The sequence below is a fragment of the candidate division TA06 bacterium genome (genome assembly GCA_004376575.1).
GTDB lineage: Bacteria > Hydrothermota > DG-26 > E44-bin18 > E44-bin18 > E44-bin18.
This window is the reverse complement of the sequence record SOJN01000017.1, coordinates 1-16508: the sequence shown is the minus strand read 5'-3', so window position 1 is coordinate 16508 and position 16508 is coordinate 1. Positions and strand designations below refer to the sequence as shown.

The following is a 16508-nucleotide window of genomic DNA, read 5'->3' as shown; positions in this document are numbered from 1 at the left end:
GAGAGCGAGAGAGCAAATGACCTTCAAAAGCATCAAGGTTTTGGGACACGCTCTCAAGGGGGAGAAAGAGGTTAGGGTGGGACGAAATTGCGAAATTGAAGACCTTACCGGAGATTGCTTCGAGTTGCCGGTGGCAACTCTCGCAATGACTCGTCTACGCTTTTGTTAGCTTCGACGGGCATGCAGCTTCTTTTCTGGTGGGGGGCAGGGGAAAGCAGATTCTCCTCCGTTGGCTCAGGCCAACGAAGGACGAAATATGCCTCATGCCATCTAACGATGGCTTGGACCTATTTCGTTCGCGAAGTCGGAGAGTAAAACGTGCTGGCGTGGGCCTATTTCGGTTTTTGAATACTGAGTTTTTTCATTCTATACAAAAGGACGTGGCGGGGAATCTTGAGAAACTCGGCCGCTTTTGTCTGATTCCATCCTGTTTTCTTCAGGGCCAGAACGATCGCTTCTTTTTCTATCTCTTCGAGAGATATTCCATCCTGAGAAATTTGAACCTCAGACTCCTCCGCTCTGCCGAACTTGACAAAATCCGGTACGTCACCTTCTCCTATCACCTTGCCTCCAGAGAGGACGACCGCTCTTTCCATAACGTTCTCAAGCTCTCTCACATTGCCTGGCCAGTCGTAACCTTCCAGGACTCTCAGAGCCTCCTTGGAAATCCGTATCTTTCGCCCCTTCGCAAACTTGGCCAGAAAATGATCAACTAATAGGGGTATATCGTCTTTCCTTTCCCTCAAAGGTGGGATGATGATAGGAACCACGCTCAGCCGGTAGAAGAGGTCTTCTCTGAATTGGCCCCTCTTCATGGCAACGGTCAGGTCTTTGTTGGTAGCTGCGATCACGCGCACATCCACCTCTATGGTCTTCGTACCACCTACTCTTTCAAATGCCATTTGCTGAAGAACTCGCAGCAATTTCGCCTGGAGCTCAATTTTCAGATCGCCTATTTCATCCAGGAAAATGGTGCCGCGGTCCGCAATCTCAAATTTTCCGGGCTTGTTCTTTATGGCACCTGTAAAGGCCCCCTTGACATGGCCAAACAATTCGCTCTCCATGAGATTCTCAGGAATGGCAGAGCAGTTTACCGTAACGAACGGTTCTTCTTTCCTTTTGCTGGCATAGTGGATCGCCTTTGCAAGCAACTCCTTGCCGGTCCCGCTTTCCCCCAGCAGAAGTACAGTCGAGTCACTAGGAGCGACCTTCGAGACAAGCGTGAAAACCTCATCAAGCTTGGAACTCCTTCCGATTATGCCGTCGAAACTGAATCTCTCGGTCAGTTGGCTCTTGAGTTCCAAATTCTCCCTCTCAAGCTTTCTGGCTCTTAAAGCCCTGTTGACAACCAGTATCAGTTCTTCCCTTTCAAAGGGCTTGGTCAAATAGTCTGCGGCGCCCAACCGCACTGCTTTGACTGCGTCCTTGATCGTCCCGTAGGCGGTAATCAGTATGACCACTGTCTCCTCACTTCTCTCTTTCACCTTCTTGAGCACGTCCATGCCACTCATTCCAGGCATTTTGATGTCACTGATTACAACGCTGAAGTCGCTGGATTGGAACTGCTTGATACCGTCAGCGCCATTGGTGCAAGTGGTCACTTCGAGTCCTTCACCTTCGAGCTGGTGCTGGAGCACCCTGTTAAGGCTCTCATCATCGTCTATGAGCAGGACTTTTATCCCCTTCACTTCTCTTCCCCAAGCGTAAACATGAGGTCCACAGTCGTTCCTTCTCCGACTCGGCTGCTCAAATCCACTTTGCCCCCTGCATCTTCCATAATCCTTTTGACTATGGGAAGACCCAGGCCGCTCCCACTCTCTCCGGAAGTGAAGAAGGTCTCAAACACCTTACCCAGGTTATCCTCGCTTATTCCGGACCCGGTATCTGAGACTGATATTGTGAGTAACTGCTTGTCCCTTTTGCTTGTGATGGCCAGTCTTCCGCCTTCTGCCATTGCCGAGAAGGAATTGACAATAAGATTGAGAAGAACCTGTCTCAACAGGTCAGGGTTGATCGGAACCGTCTCGGCTCCAGCTTCATGGCTGACCTCGATTGTCACTCCCTGCTTTCTGGCACGGCCTTCAACTAGTGCCACTACTGATCTGATAACCTCCTGGAGATCACAATGGCCGGGGCCAGAAGGAGCTCGGCGTGCAAGGGTCAGATAACCGTCAGCCACTCTGTTCAATCTTTCCACCTCTTTGCTGAGTATTCCGAGAAACTCATCCCTTTCTTTGGAGTTTGTCTTGCCGTCTTTTAAGATGTCCACAGTTCCCTTTATTGAAGCCAAGGGATTCCTCACTTCGTGTGCCATTGCCGCACTTAGCTCGCCAAGAACAGAGAGCCTGTCGGCGTGCATCAACTGAGCTTCCATCTCCAGTAGCCGTTCGGTCTGGTTCTGCAACCTGGCATACGACTCCTCGAGTTCGCTCGCAGTTTGAGCCAGTTTCTGTCTGTGGGTTCTTTCTGCCTGGGCCAGAGTTCCCACAACCAGCCCAATCACATTAAAGAGCACTATCTCCAGGTAGCGATTGGGATTGCCCACTGTGTCGTGCGCCCACTGAATCAGGACGTGTGGCAGGTAGGCCAGGCTCACAAATAGTCCGGTGGCAACTGCACCACGCAGACCGAACCAGAATGCAGACACTATTATGGGCGCATAGTAGAGACGTAAGTAAATATTATGAAAGACATAATGCCTGGTAGAGGTCATGTAGTGGAGCAGCGTGATTGCTGTAACCATTGCCACCAGAACTAGAATCTTCTTGAGCTCGCTCTTTTTCACCAATGGACCTTCACGGCAATGTTTCACCAGTCTCTTGTGATGTTCAGCCCGACTCCGCCCAGAAATATGATATTCAGAGTTGACAGAGCCTGGCTATGCTGCCAGGCTCCATATTCTCCATTTCCTCAGCGGCTTTTCCCCGCCAGAGCTATTCCTCTGCTTTGGCCATGTGTGAACCAGTCTTCAATGCTTCTTCGTAATCGAAATCGGGGCTTTGCTCTTCCGTGTGGCATTTTCCGCATACAGTCTCATCAGGCAGAATCATTCCGTTCTGCAGAGCCTTTTCTCTATTATTCATTATGGGCAGCTTCTTGTATAGACTCCCTGGCCCATGACAGCTCTCGCACTGGACATTGGTCAGCAAAGGCGTTGAAGTAGTGTCTACAAACCCTCCTGGCTGTTCGTAGCCAACTGTGTGGCACGCAACGCAGTTTGAGTCCACACCAACGCTGTCAATCATAGTTTGGAATGCCTTTGCGTGTGAAGTCTTCTCCCAGGCTTTGTAAATCTTCATGTGGCAGGGTTTACATTTCTTATACCCAACATACTCTGGAACGACCTTGGCCACTTCAGCTTTTTCCTCAACAGGCGCCTGCTGAGCAAGAATTGGTATACACACCGCCGCCACCATGGCTGCCATTAAAAGGGCTAGAGTAATCCGATTCACGCTTTCACCTCCTGTTAATGTTCTCCTCAGCTATTGTAGTATAAAATCCCTTGATGTCAAGACCAATGTCGGCAGTTGGTTTTCAAGCTTACGCCTTTTCCAGAGCCTCTTTTAGATCCTCAATCAAATCGTTCACATCCTCAATACCCACAGACACCCTCACCAGCCCTTCTGTAATCCCCACTGCCATCCGTTCTTCCTCGCTCAACGTTGAATGGGTCATGGATGCAGGATGCTCAATCAACGTATCACACTCGCCAAGGCTGACTGCAAGTGTGCACAATCTCACACTGTTTACCAAATTCGCTCCTGCTTTCAGGCCACCTTTCATCTCAAATGCTATCATCCCACCCATACCACTCATCTGTTTTTTTGCGAGATCATAAAACGGATCAGTGGAAAGCCCTGGATAGTAGACTCTGCTAATCTTGGGGTGCGTGCTTAGAAATTCAGATATCCGCTGAGCATTGTACGCGTGCCTCTCCATTCTGACCCCAAGGGTCTTTAACCCTCTCAGAAGAAGCCAGGCATTGAAAGGGCTCATGCAAGCCCCCATGTGGGAAAGAGCACTCTCTCTCATCTTGTGAACGAAATCTTTCTTCCCTACGACTATCCCCCCCACAACGTCTCCGTGACCGGAAATATACTTTGTAGCACTGTGCATCACCACGTCTGCACCCAGTTCGATCGGCCTCTGGAAAAAGGGAGTGGCAAACGTATTGTCCACAACAAGAGGAACGCCGGATTTCGCGGCCAGTTTGGCGTGAGCCTCTATGTCTATCACCTTCATAGTTGGGTTGGCTGGAGTCTCTATGAAGATCCACTTCACGCTTTCGTTGAGAGCCTTCTTTGTGTTGTTTATGTCGGAACAGTCTGCTCGTATTGGCGTGATACCGAACCTCGGAATAACGTCCTTGAACATGGCATGGGTTCCGCCGTAGATTGTGTCATCGGCAATGAAACTCTCTCCTTTTTTGGTCAGAGTGATGACGCACGCTGCTATTGCAGCAAGGCCGGAGGCAAAAACGAGACCCGCCTCAGCACCTTCAAGCCGGGCCATCTTCTTCGCAAGCCGGTCATTGGTAGGATTGGAAATTCTCGTGTAGACATAGCCGTCTTCAGTACCAGCGAATATGGCTGCGCCCTGCTCTGCACTCTTGAATGCAAAAGTTGAGGTCTGATATATGGGAGGAGATATGGCGCCGGTACCAGGATCTACCCCGTCGGTGCCATGAACCACCTCACTGCCGATGCGCCTTTTCATAAAGAACCTGATCCTGTCGAGGCCGATCGTGCCTTCCTCTTGGAGCTAGTCCTAAACGGATGTCGCAGACCTAATCCCTAATACTATGAACTCTCTTTGTCGGCCTTCTCTTTTTCCTTCTCCAGCCATGGCTTCACAGCATCTCCATGAAGGAGCCCGGCCACTTCCTCTGAGAGTTTGGACGGCTTCACCTTGAATACCCACCCCTTGTCATACGGGTCTTTGTTCATAAGAGTCGGATCATCTTCCAGTTCTGAATTGACCTCGACAACCTCTCCAGTCAACGGAGCAACCAGCTTGGCCACCCACTTGGAAGACTGGATTTTACCACACGTTTCGCCCTGCGTGACCTCATCCCCCTCAAAGGGAAGGTCGATGTAGGTTGTATCACCAGCCAGCTTGAGATAGAATTCGTTCATGCCGACCACTACCACTTCGTCCGACTCCTTCTTCACCCAAGCGTGTTCGCCATGGTAGTAAAGTTCATCTGGCATGTTATATCCAGCAATCTCTGCCATCGCTATCCTCCTCCTGTTTTGAGCCTACCAACATATACCTGCTTCCAGCTCAAGGTCTTGCTCCTAGTAGCAAAATGCCTCCAGCAATGAAACCCACAACAACGATCCCCGCCATCACCACGATGTCCAGCCATTTGTTCTTCATGCTCCATTTCCCGAACATCGCTCGCGAAAGCAGGGTGAACACTGCCAGCACGGAAGAACCCAGAAATACATATCCAAAAATCAGTGTCAATAATCTCAAGTTGCACCTCCTTTTTTCTGTGCCTACATCTCACGCTGAACCGCGTATCTGGAGAGAGCCTCAAGGCTCTTTTTGTACGCGGATTCGCCCAGGATATCAAGCGACTTCCGGGCAGCAGAAGCGTACTGCCTGGCCCTATTCAGACTATAGTCTATTGAACCGCTCCTCTCAAGAGAAAACCTTAACGATGCCAACTCGCCTTTGCCGCTGGCCAAGCTCTCAACAAATGTTCTTCGGGTCTTCCTATCTGAAACCCGAAGATGGTGAATGAGAGGAAGTGTCATTCTTCCCATGCGAAGATCAGTCCCCAGAGACTTGCCGAGCAGATTCTCATCGGCTGTGATGTCCAGAACATCATCAGCTATCTGAAAGGCGATACCCAGGTTTTCACCATAGACAAGCATGGCTTTCAATACTCTGGGTTCGGCATCGGCCAGTAGAGCTCCTATGCGAGAACAGGCCGAAAAGAGGGAGGCGGTCTTGTCCCTGACCATACTGATGTACTCCTGTTCAGTCAGTAAGCGGTCTGATTTTCCAGTTTCAATGTCCTTGATTTCGCCGGACAACATAGAGTTGGCTGTGTCCAGGATCACTCTGGAATAGTCGCTCACATCGCCATTGCTCTTTATCCTGCTTGAGATGGAAAGCGCGCTCAGGTAGAGGTACTGGGCTGAAAGAACGGCCGTATCTGTCCCCCACTTTTGATTCACTGTCTTCTGGCCCCTCCTGATCACCGCAGCATCAAGAATGTCGTCTGTAACGAGTGTTGCAGTGTGAAACAACTCCGCTGCAGTCGCCATCTGGACGCCCCTGCCGCTTCCATTTAGGCCGCACGCCTTGGCAACTAGTATCAGGACTGCCGGCCTTACTCTTTTCCCTTCAGAGCCCAGAAGGTAGACGAGAGCATCGCTCACGGTTCCAAAATCCTTTGACACAGACTTCCTCAGCTCCTTTTCAACCTGGGCCAGTTCATCCCTTACGGGCATGTACGCGCATTCAAGTTCTGTCTGGGTGTGCATGGCTGGTCCTTTTCTAGTGGCAGTTTGAGCACTCCCCGAGGTCTCCATGAGGAGCTTTCTTCTCTTCCTTCTTGGGTTTCTGTGGAGTCTTCTTGGGAGGAGGAGAAGGTGCTTGAACACTCTTCCTGGCAGTCTTGACCAGGTCCCTCACATGCGATGCCAAGAGCTTGGAATATTCCGGATTGTGAACACCCTTACTCCCATCCGACTCCAGGAGCTCAAGACTGGCCGAAGCCGCGTCGGATATTAATAATGCTTTCGGCGAGGGTTTGGACCGCTCGGCCAGCGAATTTCTCAACTCAACCAGCGCGTCCTTTGCCTTGACAAGGCGTCTCTGAAAGTCTAGCTGAACATCCTCAATCGTTCTCCCTTTCTTCCCTTCATGGCACATGTCACAGCTTTCTTCGGTGGCCAGATAATCCGCATCTTCCTGGTGACAGACTGTGCAATCCATCTCCAGCTGGCCTGCCTTCTTGCTCGGTACAACGACGTGCCCTCTTCCATCAAGACCCCTGTACATCATATCCTCGGCCAGATGGCATTTCCCGCAGGCAACTTCAAACGCATCTGGAATGGTATGACCTATCTCCTGATGGCAATCGAAACACCTAGCATTGTGTACAACCACGTGATTCTCATGCATCGAAGCCACATCTTGAACCTTCTCCTCTGGATGACCTCCCTCATGGCAAACCTTGCACTTCTCAGGGTTTACTTCTCCCTTGCCGTGAGAGATGTCAGAATGGCAATCCTCGCAGGCGTGCCCCAAAGCATCAGAGCTCTGATGGTCGAATCTCATGCCTTTGTATGTCACTATGTCCATGGCCCCTTCGTGGCATACACCACATTCATGAGGCACATCATCCTTCGTACTCTCTTTGAAATGGCATATGAAACACACCTTCCCCGCCACAGCCATATGAGTCCCCGGTACCATCTGCGAATGGCAGCTCACACATTTAAGGTTTTTCCCATCGATTATTCCATCCAGATGCTCCTCATGATCGAATACAACTCTTTTGAAAGAAGTTTTTCCCTGGAGGTTCTTCATTTTGTGGCAGGATTCTCTCATGCAGCTTTCATCAGCGATGTCAACAGCTATTGGCTTGTGCCCATAGTTACTAGTTATTATCAACCAGGACTCTTTCATGGGAGCGATGACTGCACCCTCCAGCAGCCCCCTCGGTCCAGGCTTGTTGTGGCACTCTGCACAAAGCACTCCCTCGTGGCTGGATTCGCGCCACGACTCGACGGACTCTTCCATGACGTGGCACATCCGCGCACAGAAACCTGGCTGTTCAGTAGCTTTGTGGCCAAGGTAGACTGCCCAACTCCCACCTGCAACCACAAACAGCACGGAGGCTACCGCTGCGACGACCAGAACGACGACGAAAACGACAATGATCAGCAAGGTCCACAGAGGCCAGTGTCTAACAAGTTTTCCTTTTTTCGTAGGTTCAAGTAGAGCCATAGTGAACCGCCTGAAATATGCTGAAAGTTAGTCTTCTTTCTCCTACAACAGGTAACAGTGCTTCAAGGAGGCAACAGCCTCATCAATCTTGATTCTGATCCGTGGTGAACAGTATATGTTGATCACAAAACCCTTCAAAGACGCTAACGTAAGAAAATAGCTGTCAGCACCTGCTACATCCATCAACGCCTTAATATTTGACTTGACAGTCAGGATTCTACACTTTTCCAAATCCCTGGGAAGAGAGTCCTCAAAAAACCTTCTCTCCCATGCCTCTTTTGCATCCTCTCCGACGCTCCTGCCTTGGTCGAATGTCGCAAGCAGTCCCCTTCCAGTCAGCCCAAGAAGCGATGCCACCTTCTCATCTACGAACATTGCGTTTGTTGCACCTCCCGGAACCGAAAATTCCTCGACGTCTTGCTTGATATATCTAACCACGGGACTGGAAGAGTCCACTGCCAAGAACGTTGCAGAAACAATTTGACCAAAATCCATCTGTAAGATCCGAGATTTTCCCATGTCCACTATTCTCTGGAGAGGATAACCTGCGTTGTAAAGCGTTGAACCTTCAAGGCCGTACTCGTAAGACCTCCCTCCACTTTCCCACGACAATTTGAATATCTTGCTGGCCAGGCTTCCTTCTGTCAAGGAGCCGTAACCATACCCGCCTTCGTGCAGAAACTTCACGATGGGCTTGGATCTACTTGTGGGCTCTACGGGAAGTCTAAGACGATCAGTCTCCTTGTATATGTCCTCAAGGTTTGCGCTCGAGTCCAAGCGTATCGTCTTCTCTCCACTCAGTTCAACCTTCGCCATCTACTCCCCCTTCTCCACCAGAGGCGGAAGGAGCATGGGCAAGTCCCTTATCTGAACCTGTATGCTGCTCACCTTGGCCGCTTCCATGAAAGCGAGGAAGCACGTCCCACAAGATGTGACCATCATGTCCACTCCAAGGTCATGGGCCTCCCTGAGGGTCTTTTCCGCTATCTTCTTTGCTAGATCAGGAGCGCCTCCCAGGAGAGGTCCTCCACAGCAAGGAGCATTTTCCCTATTGTATTCGAACTCGACCAGTTCGACCTTGGGTATTGCTTTGAGAAGTTCCCTTGGTTCCTCATAGACGCCGCAGTGCCTGCCCAGGTCGCACCCATCGAAGTACACAATCTTCTTTGGAAACTCCTTGAACTTTATCTTACCCTCTTCTACCAGATCCAGCAGAAACTGGGTTATGTGCTGGATCTTGAATTCCGATGAGTAGTGGTTGAGAAGTGTCCTGTAGCATCCCGGACACGCGGTGAATATTCTCTTGACTCCCAGTTTCCTGAAATTCTCAGTGTTCTTGTTTATCATTTCTTGAGACTTCTCGTGTTCACCCAATCTAATAAGGGGATTACCACAGCAGTACTCCTCACCCCCAAGCACCGTGAAGTCATACTCGATCTTTTCTAGGACTCTCAAGATTGACTTCGCCACTCTGTTAAGGGGGTAGGCAGAAGTGCAGGAGACAAAAAATAGGTTAGGGCTCTTCTTCGGTTCCGCATACTTGGAAGGGAGCCATGCCCCCTTCTCATCAGCGGCCTGAGCATAAGGGTTGCCGTAATTGGTTAGAACATCTGCCACCATTCTCGCAGAGTCTGGTATCTTCCCCTGGCGAAATAGCTCATCCCTCAGCGCCTCTGACATCTCCACGAAGTCTATCCCAGTGGGGCAGTTTATAGTGCAATTCTGACACTGCGCACACATATATATAGAATCGACTATCCTATCATCTAAAGGCAATTCTCCTTCCAGCACCTTCTTCAGAAGAAGCATCCTGCCTCTGACTGTATGTCTCTCCAGACCAGTCTCATTGTAGACGACACACCCGAATCTACAATATCCACAGGTGGCACATGTATACACCTGATGGATCAGTTCTTCCCTGGTCATTTTATTCCTTCTCCCATAAGCCCCAGACCGAATCTAAGGAGACCGAGCGGTAAGTAGCTCGCGAGTTCCATGCCAAACAGGACAAGACCTGGTACTCCTCTCATCATACCCATGGACATGGCCAGCATGAAGAAAGGCATTCTCACCTGCACTGTCTTGCTTGGATTCATTATCTCCCGGGGGTCGATCTTGTTCTTAATTAGCCGCATGAAATGGAACGCTTCACCGTGCAGCGCATTCATGTGAGAAGTATTGTGCAAGCCCACACCAAACAGGAATCCTTTGTGTTTGAAGGCCAGCCTTGCCGCAGTTATGATATAAGAGAATTTATTCAGGAAGGCGACCTTTTCCCTCTCATCTGCCAACATGTATATCACAGCACAGACTGTACCATGGTCGCCCTGCAATGTTTCGACACCCCATCTCTCGTTACGAAGAATGTCTTCAAGCTCGTTAAGGAGTGGCAGCAGCTCAGGAACCGGAATCCTGATCTCCAGCGCCATCAAACTGGGTCCCAGTGTTTTGAAGCTCAGGCCTACCTTGAACCGGTTCTCCCACTCTTCTTCAGCTGGCTTTTCACCCAGAAAACTCCCTTCCATGCATGCCTTTTCAACAGATCTCCATCTTGTCTTCAAGCTCTCCTCATCTCCACCCACCATTCCCACTATTATCAGAGGCTTTGAAGACATATGCATGCCCACCTCGTTGAGCATGCTCGCCAGCCCACTGTTGATCGTGGTCAGAAAGTATGGTTTGAGCCGCCACAGCCCATCAAGAGCCTTCACTCCAGCATCTATGCTGTCAAAATCGTACATGAAGAACTTTCTCTCAGGTTTTGGATAGATTTTCAGGGTGACCTCACATATCACACCGAGTGTCCCCTCTGAGCCTATAAAAAGCCAGCTCTCTCTGGGACCTGTGTTATAGATCTTTCCGTCAGGGAGAACAACTTCCATTGAGATGACCTGTTCTCCTGCTGGTCCATACTGCGGAACGCCGACCCCGGCTGAAGCCCCCGCGCCAAACCATCCACCCACGGTTGCAGACGGGGCACTCGATGGGTATCCGCCCAACTGGAATCCCCTGTTCTCCAGAAAGTCAATAATCCTCTTCCAAGGGCATCCCGCGCCTACTGTGATGTATTCATCCTGGGGGTTGAACTCCACAATCTCGTTCAGCCTGAAGAGATCCATGGCAATGCCACCCTCGACAGGTATTGCTGCACCAGTAGCAGTGGTCGCAGCACCTCGAGGTGTGACAGGAATGTCTTTCTGATTGGCGAATTTCAGAACCGCGGATACCTGCTCGACGTCCTGGGGGAAAACAAGAGTATCAGGGAGCTTAATCCCATAGATGTTGCGCAGCGATTCAGGCAGGGGAGCCAGATCGCCTGAATGCAGGAGAAGGTCGATTTCGTCTGAAGTGATCCTCTCTTCTCCCACGATCTGTGAAAGCTCGAGAACCTCCTGATGGGTCAAAGCTTCTTCCCCCCCACTTCACAGATTCGGAGATTACGCTCTGTGGCAGGTATCTGTGCTTCCGTTTCTTCCCTGGAAACGCAGATGTTCAGTCGACCCCCCACGTGGATAAAGACTCGACCTCAGGGCATCTTTATGAAGCCCTCTTTCATTAAGCACTGAGTCTCTTCTCTGGCTCTCTTGATTATTTGAGCGGAAGTTTTGAAGAGCTCATCCCGAGTCATCTTTAGTCTGGCCACGCCCTGTTCGATCGCTTTCATGCCCACCGCAGCTGCCTCCCTCGGGAAGACTTCCCACTCATCCATCGTGGGAACAATGTAATCCTCCTTCAGTCCCTTGTCCTCTGCGCACTTGGCAAGTTCCATTGAGGCGGCAATGCACATCTCATCAGTAATAGTCGTTGCCTCCACATCCAGAGCGCCCCTGAATATCCCCGGAAATCCCAGAGAGTTGTTTACCTGATTGGGGAAGTCTGACCTTCCGGTTGCGACTACCCTTGCTCCCGCCTCTTTTGCCTCCCACGGCCAGATCTCAGGGACAGGATTTGCGCACACGAAGACTACTGCGTCTTTTGCCATGCTGGCGACCCACTCAGCTTTTATCACATCAGGTCCGGGCCTGGAGAGAGCGATACAAACGTCTGTACCCTTCATCGCCTCAGGTATGCCGCCTTTCACACTGTCAGGGTTGGTCGTCTCGACCAGGTGCCATTTCGTCGGATCGTCTTTCAGGTCGTCTCTGCCCTTGTGAAGTATGCCCTTAGTGTCTACCACGACTATGTTTTTGGGTTCCACACCAGCAGCAGTGATGATTCTCTCAATTGCGACATTGGAGGCACCAGCGCCTATCATGGAAATCTTCACCTTATCCAGGTCTTTACCGACAATCTTCACGGCATTGATCAGTCCAGCCAGCGTTATCGCTGCAGTTCCCTGCTGGTCGTCATGCCAGACCGGAATCTTCATCTCGGGATCGTTTCTCAGGGTGTCCAGAATATAGAAGCACTTGGGTTTCTCGATGTCTTCGAGGTTTATGCCACCAAAGGTCGGTTGTATCCACTTGACGAGGGAAATAATTTCATCAGGGTCGTGCGTATTAATACATATGGGAAACGCATCGACACCGCCAAGATATTTGAAGAGTATAGCCTTCCCCTCCATGACGGGCAGACCTGCTTCCGGCCCGATGTTGCCCAGGCCCAGAACGCGCGTCCCGTCGGAAACGACCGCCACGAAATTCCACTTGTTGGTGTGGGCAAGAACCTTTTCCGGGTTCTCCTTTATGTCCATACAAGGCTTAGCTACGCCCGGCGTGTACCAGATCGCAAAGTCATCGAAGCTGGTAATCCGACACTTAGGAACCACCTCGCATTTTCCGCGATAGAAAGGATGGAGCTTCATGGCATCTATGCCAGGCTGCTCCGCTTTCTTCTTCAATTCCTCAATCGACATCTTCTTCGCCTCCTTTTCAGACACGTTTACACTCCTTCTGGGTTGTGATATGAACCACAAACTTGAACCGCATTATAGACAACTGGTCGCCACGCGTCAATACTCTTTGGGAAGATTTTGTAATTCTTTGTAGGTGAAAACAGGGCCATCTTTACATACGTACTTATTGCCAATATTACACCTTCCGCACTTGCCGATACCGCATTTCATCCTCATTTCAAGTGAGTTTACGATCCTCTCGGGGAGAAATCCGAGCTCTGTCAGGACCGGGATGGTGAATTTGATCATTATGGGGGGACCACACACAATGGCATACGCGTCTTTTGCAGCAGGCTTCACAGCCTGAACCAGTTGGGGCACAAATGCGGTGAATTTGTACTTGCCCTTTTCCAGCTTCGTTTGAGTCGGATCCTTCAGGTTGACCGGCTCCCACCCCTCTGCCGCTGGTTCCTCAATAGGACCTTCGGGACCGAATTTCCAGTCGATGCCAAGATACAGTGTCATGTCGTCCCTCTTCGCCCACTCGTCCAGCTCGTCCCTGTAGCAGAGAAGCCCGGGATTCCTTGCACCATATATGCAGATTATGTCCTTGTAGTCTTTTCTATGACTGAGCAGATATATGAGAAGTGAGCGGAGGGTAGTGAATGCGAAGCCTCCTCCAACTATTACCACGTTCTGCCCCTTCATCTCCTCTGCCGGATACCAGTTCCCCATTGGACCGCGCACACCCATGATTGAACCTTCTTCGAGCTCATGCAAGGCAATGGTCACAAGGCCGACCTTCATCACTGTGAATTTGAGGAAGCCTTTTTCAGTGGGAGAGGATGCTATCCCTATGGGGGACTCCCCCTTGCCCAGAATCGAGAGTTCCGCAAATTGACCGGGCATGTACTTGAACCTCTTCTCGTCTTCCTTATCCCTGAAGACAAGGTCAAAGGTCTTTATGAGCCTGTCTTCAGTCTCGATAATGGCTTTGTCTATTGTAACAGGAATCGGGACGTATGGATTTTTCTCACTCAACTTTGGCCGGCTCCAGTTCTTTCAGTTTCCTCAGATTGTCCCTGAGGTCTTCATTTGTCGGACATTCGGTTATACACCTTCCACACCCTACACACGCGATGACCCCGAAGTTCTCGACATAGTAGTTGAATTTGTGCATTATCCTCTGTCTCATCCTCTGATGCCTCTTGTCTCTCGGCTGATGACCAGACCCGTGATACGTGAATATGGGAAACATGCAGGAGTCCCAGTTTCTAATTCTCTTCCCGTTATCATCGACGGCCTCATCCTGTATATCGAAGCAGTGACAGGTGGGACACAGATAAGTACACACTCCACAGCCAATACACTTGTCCGTTATCTCTTCCCATATCGGATCTTCAAACATGCCTTTCAGCTTTTCGGGAATGCCTTCAAGATCCAGCTTCGTAGTGATAGACTCTTCTGCAGACTTCTTCAGTTTCTCCTTCTTCTCAAGGAGAGAAGGATCGGCATCAGGAAGGTCTTTTACGAGCTTCTCTCCTTTCTCAGTCAGGGCTTCAACCAGATAATCCTCAGAAATCCTGGCCATCGCCACATCACACGCTGTCGCATCAAAAGGACCGCCACCAACGGACGTACAGAAGCAAGTCGGTCTCGGCTGATTGCACGAAAAGCAGATGAGGGTAGTAGCCTCGCGCCTTGCTCTGTAGTAATCATCAACGTAGTCTTCGTTTATGAAAAGCTTGTCCAGTATCGCAATCGCCCTGGCATCGCAAGGCCTCGCGGCAAAGACGACAATCGGCCCCACTTTCTCCGCTTCGCCAACGGGCACAGCCGAATCTACATACCCTTCGAACCTGACCAGGATCTCGTTCTGAGGGAAGAGAAATTCCTTGGGACCGATCAAGGAGTTCCCCCACTCGAGCACAAGATCTTTTCCGTCTTTGATGGGCTTGTAACAGATTCCTTTCTTTGTCCTGGTTGGCCCCATCACTGTCTGGGATTTAACCAGATTCTCAACAAAAGCGTCTAGGTCTTTGGCTGCTAACACCTTAGGCTTCATGCAAAATCCTCGTTTGAATCCTTCTCGCTGTATGCACTCAGAGCAGGAGGTTCGTCAGGGTCAACACCAACCTCATGAGAGAAAAGCTCCTGGACATCCTTGCTCAGCTTGCCGACAAGAAAAGCAATGTCAATGCCCATCGGACATGCCTGAGTACAGTTGCCGCAGTATGTACATCTTCCTGCAGTGTGCAGAGCTCTTATGAGATGAAACACTTGGACATCTGAGCTCTCAAGGGTAGTCCCCACCCAATACGGCATGGTGGAGTCGACAAAGCACTCACTGCAGTAACAGACCGGACACGCATTTCTACACGCGTAGCATCTTATGCACCTGGACGTCTCTTCCTTGAAGTACTTCCACCTCTCTTCCGGAGTCATCTGTTCGAACTCTTTGATTCTGCTCCACCTGTCCTTCTTGCCAGTCCCCTGTTCTGCAGCCTCCACGATGAAATCGTTAATCACGGGTTCTCTACGGTCGCACTCCTGGCAATTGTCATAAAGGTAATCTGACTTTTTGAACTTCTTCTGAGAGGATCTCGTGCGAACATCAATCTCGTCCTTCTCTTCTTTCGCCTCGAGGATGTCATCAGGCGCGACTTCGTCTCTGATTCTCTTCCAGTCAATCATGCCCTGGCATTTCACCCCTATGATCACTATTTGCTCTCTCTTAAACTGTTTCTCTTTTAGAAGGCAAATTAAGGAGCGGGCATCACAACCTTTGGCCACCACGCCTATTCTCTCACCGTCCTCGAGAGAGGGGATATAGTACCTGATATACGAAGCCAGGTTGTTTTCGCAGAACGAGTTCCAGGTCAGTCTCTTAGTCTCATCGGCGGACCTTATGAATGCAGGGGAAGCCCTCATAGGAAGAGAGCCCTCCTCAAATCCGATGATGAGCTTCACCTTGCCTTCATCAAAAAGCGTCTTAGCGGCTTTTCTTAGGTTCTCTTCGACCAAGTAACCTTAACCTCCTAACCACAATGAACCAGCTATACGCCTACAAAAGCTGTCAGCCATCAGCTGTCAACACCACAAAAACTTGTAACCACAGATTAACACAGATTGTCACGAGATTTCTCATTTCTAGTTTTGCAATGAGTTCATTGCTTTTTTGTGTTAATCTCGTGTAATCTTGTGGTTTCTAGCATTTACGTTTTCAGCTTGACCATCTTTTTCGCTGGTCCCAGCTTCTTCACTTTTTCGACAGTCTCTCTGGCAACCTTGGCGAATTTCTCGCCCTCTGCTGATGAGATCCATGCCAGGCTGAGTCTGTCCTTGTCTATGCCAATATGCCCAAGCAGATTCCTCAGGAGCAGAAGCTTCCTTCTTGCATACATATTGCCCGTCGAGTAGTGGCACTCGCCAGGGTGGCATCCGGCAACCAGCACGCCGTCTGCTCCTTTCTGCAAGGCACGCAGGACAAACATGGGATCCACCCTGCTTACACAAGGAATTCTTACTATCCTAATATTGGGAGGATACTGGAACCTTGACACACCTGCCAGGTCTGCGGCTGCAAACGCTCACCAGGTGCACAAGAATGCCACTATCTTCGGCTCAAACTCAGCCACTACAAACCTCCTGTAACCACAGATTAACACAGATTATCACAAGATTCTTCATTAATGGTTTTGTTCAT

The 16508-nt window shown here is 50.2% G+C and carries 16 protein-coding genes; all 16 read right to left on the bottom strand.

Features of this window, described 5'->3' with window-relative positions; genetic code table 11:
- Positions 1-332: 332 nt before the first annotated feature.
- On the bottom strand, positions 333-1688 hold the full coding sequence (locus tag E3J62_01135; protein TET47555.1) for a sigma-54-dependent Fis family transcriptional regulator: 1356 nt from the start codon (positions 1686-1688) through the stop codon (positions 333-335).
- A complete protein-coding gene (locus tag E3J62_01130) occupies positions 1685-2785 on the bottom strand; it encodes a PAS domain-containing sensor histidine kinase (GenBank protein ID TET47554.1) in 1101 nt (366 codons plus the stop codon). The genes E3J62_01135 and E3J62_01130 overlap by 4 nt, the downstream gene beginning before the upstream one ends.
- A 148-nt stretch (positions 2786-2933) precedes the next feature.
- A complete protein-coding gene (locus E3J62_01125; protein TET47553.1) occupies positions 2934-3452 on the bottom strand; it encodes a hypothetical protein in 519 nt (172 codons plus the stop codon).
- A gap of 88 nt (positions 3453-3540) precedes the next feature.
- Entirely contained in the window at positions 3541-4716 is a 1176-nt protein-coding gene (locus tag E3J62_01120) for an aminotransferase class I/II-fold pyridoxal phosphate-dependent enzyme (GenBank protein ID TET47552.1), read from the bottom strand.
- A gap of 83 nt (positions 4717-4799) precedes the next feature.
- Positions 4800-5234, bottom strand: coding sequence for a glycine cleavage system protein GcvH (gene gcvH, locus E3J62_01115; protein TET47551.1), 435 nt, complete (start codon positions 5232-5234; stop codon positions 4800-4802).
- A gap of 49 nt (positions 5235-5283) precedes the next feature.
- Positions 5284-5478, bottom strand: coding sequence for a hypothetical protein (locus tag E3J62_01110; GenBank protein ID TET47550.1), 195 nt, complete (start codon positions 5476-5478; stop codon positions 5284-5286).
- A gap of 23 nt (positions 5479-5501) precedes the next feature.
- On the bottom strand, positions 5502-6545 hold the full coding sequence (locus E3J62_01105; GenBank protein TET47549.1) for a polyprenyl synthetase family protein: 1044 nt from the start codon (positions 6543-6545) through the stop codon (positions 5502-5504).
- Positions 6511-7968, bottom strand: coding sequence for a hypothetical protein (locus E3J62_01100; GenBank protein TET47548.1), 1458 nt, complete (start codon positions 7966-7968; stop codon positions 6511-6513). Before E3J62_01100 ends, E3J62_01105 begins: the two co-directional genes overlap by 35 nt.
- Positions 7969-8010: 42 nt before the next feature.
- The gene (locus E3J62_01095; GenBank protein ID TET47547.1) at positions 8011-8784 is read right to left on the bottom strand and encodes a hypothetical protein; all 774 of its coding nucleotides are present in this window, start codon (positions 8782-8784) and stop codon (positions 8011-8013) included.
- Positions 8785-9894 carry a (Fe-S)-binding protein gene (locus E3J62_01090; GenBank protein TET47546.1) on the bottom strand — a complete coding sequence of 370 codons (1110 nt, stop codon included), beginning with the start codon at positions 9892-9894 and terminating at the stop codon, positions 8785-8787.
- Positions 9891-11372 (bottom strand): FAD-binding oxidoreductase, encoded by a 1482-nt coding sequence (locus tag E3J62_01085; protein TET47545.1) that lies wholly within the window; start codon positions 11370-11372, stop codon positions 9891-9893. Before E3J62_01085 ends, E3J62_01090 begins: the two co-directional genes overlap by 4 nt.
- Before the next feature lie 122 nt (positions 11373-11494).
- Positions 11495-12823 carry an NADP-dependent malic enzyme gene (locus tag E3J62_01080; GenBank protein ID TET47556.1) on the bottom strand — a complete coding sequence of 443 codons (1329 nt, stop codon included), beginning with the start codon at positions 12821-12823 and terminating at the stop codon, positions 11495-11497.
- A gap of 96 nt (positions 12824-12919) precedes the next feature.
- A complete protein-coding gene (locus E3J62_01075) occupies positions 12920-13843 on the bottom strand; it encodes a heterodisulfide reductase subunit F (GenBank protein ID TET47544.1) in 924 nt (307 codons plus the stop codon).
- Positions 13836-14867 (bottom strand): 4Fe-4S ferredoxin, encoded by a 1032-nt coding sequence (locus E3J62_01070; protein ID TET47543.1) that lies wholly within the window; start codon positions 14865-14867, stop codon positions 13836-13838. Before E3J62_01070 ends, E3J62_01075 begins: the two co-directional genes overlap by 8 nt.
- Positions 14864-15826, bottom strand: coding sequence for a 4Fe-4S ferredoxin (locus E3J62_01065; GenBank protein TET47542.1), 963 nt, complete (start codon positions 15824-15826; stop codon positions 14864-14866). Before E3J62_01065 ends, E3J62_01070 begins: the two co-directional genes overlap by 4 nt.
- Positions 15827-16017: 191 nt before the next feature.
- Entirely contained in the window at positions 16018-16440 is a 423-nt protein-coding gene (locus tag E3J62_01060) for a hydrogenase iron-sulfur subunit (protein ID TET47541.1), read from the bottom strand.
- Between the last annotated feature and the right edge of the window lie 68 nt (positions 16441-16508).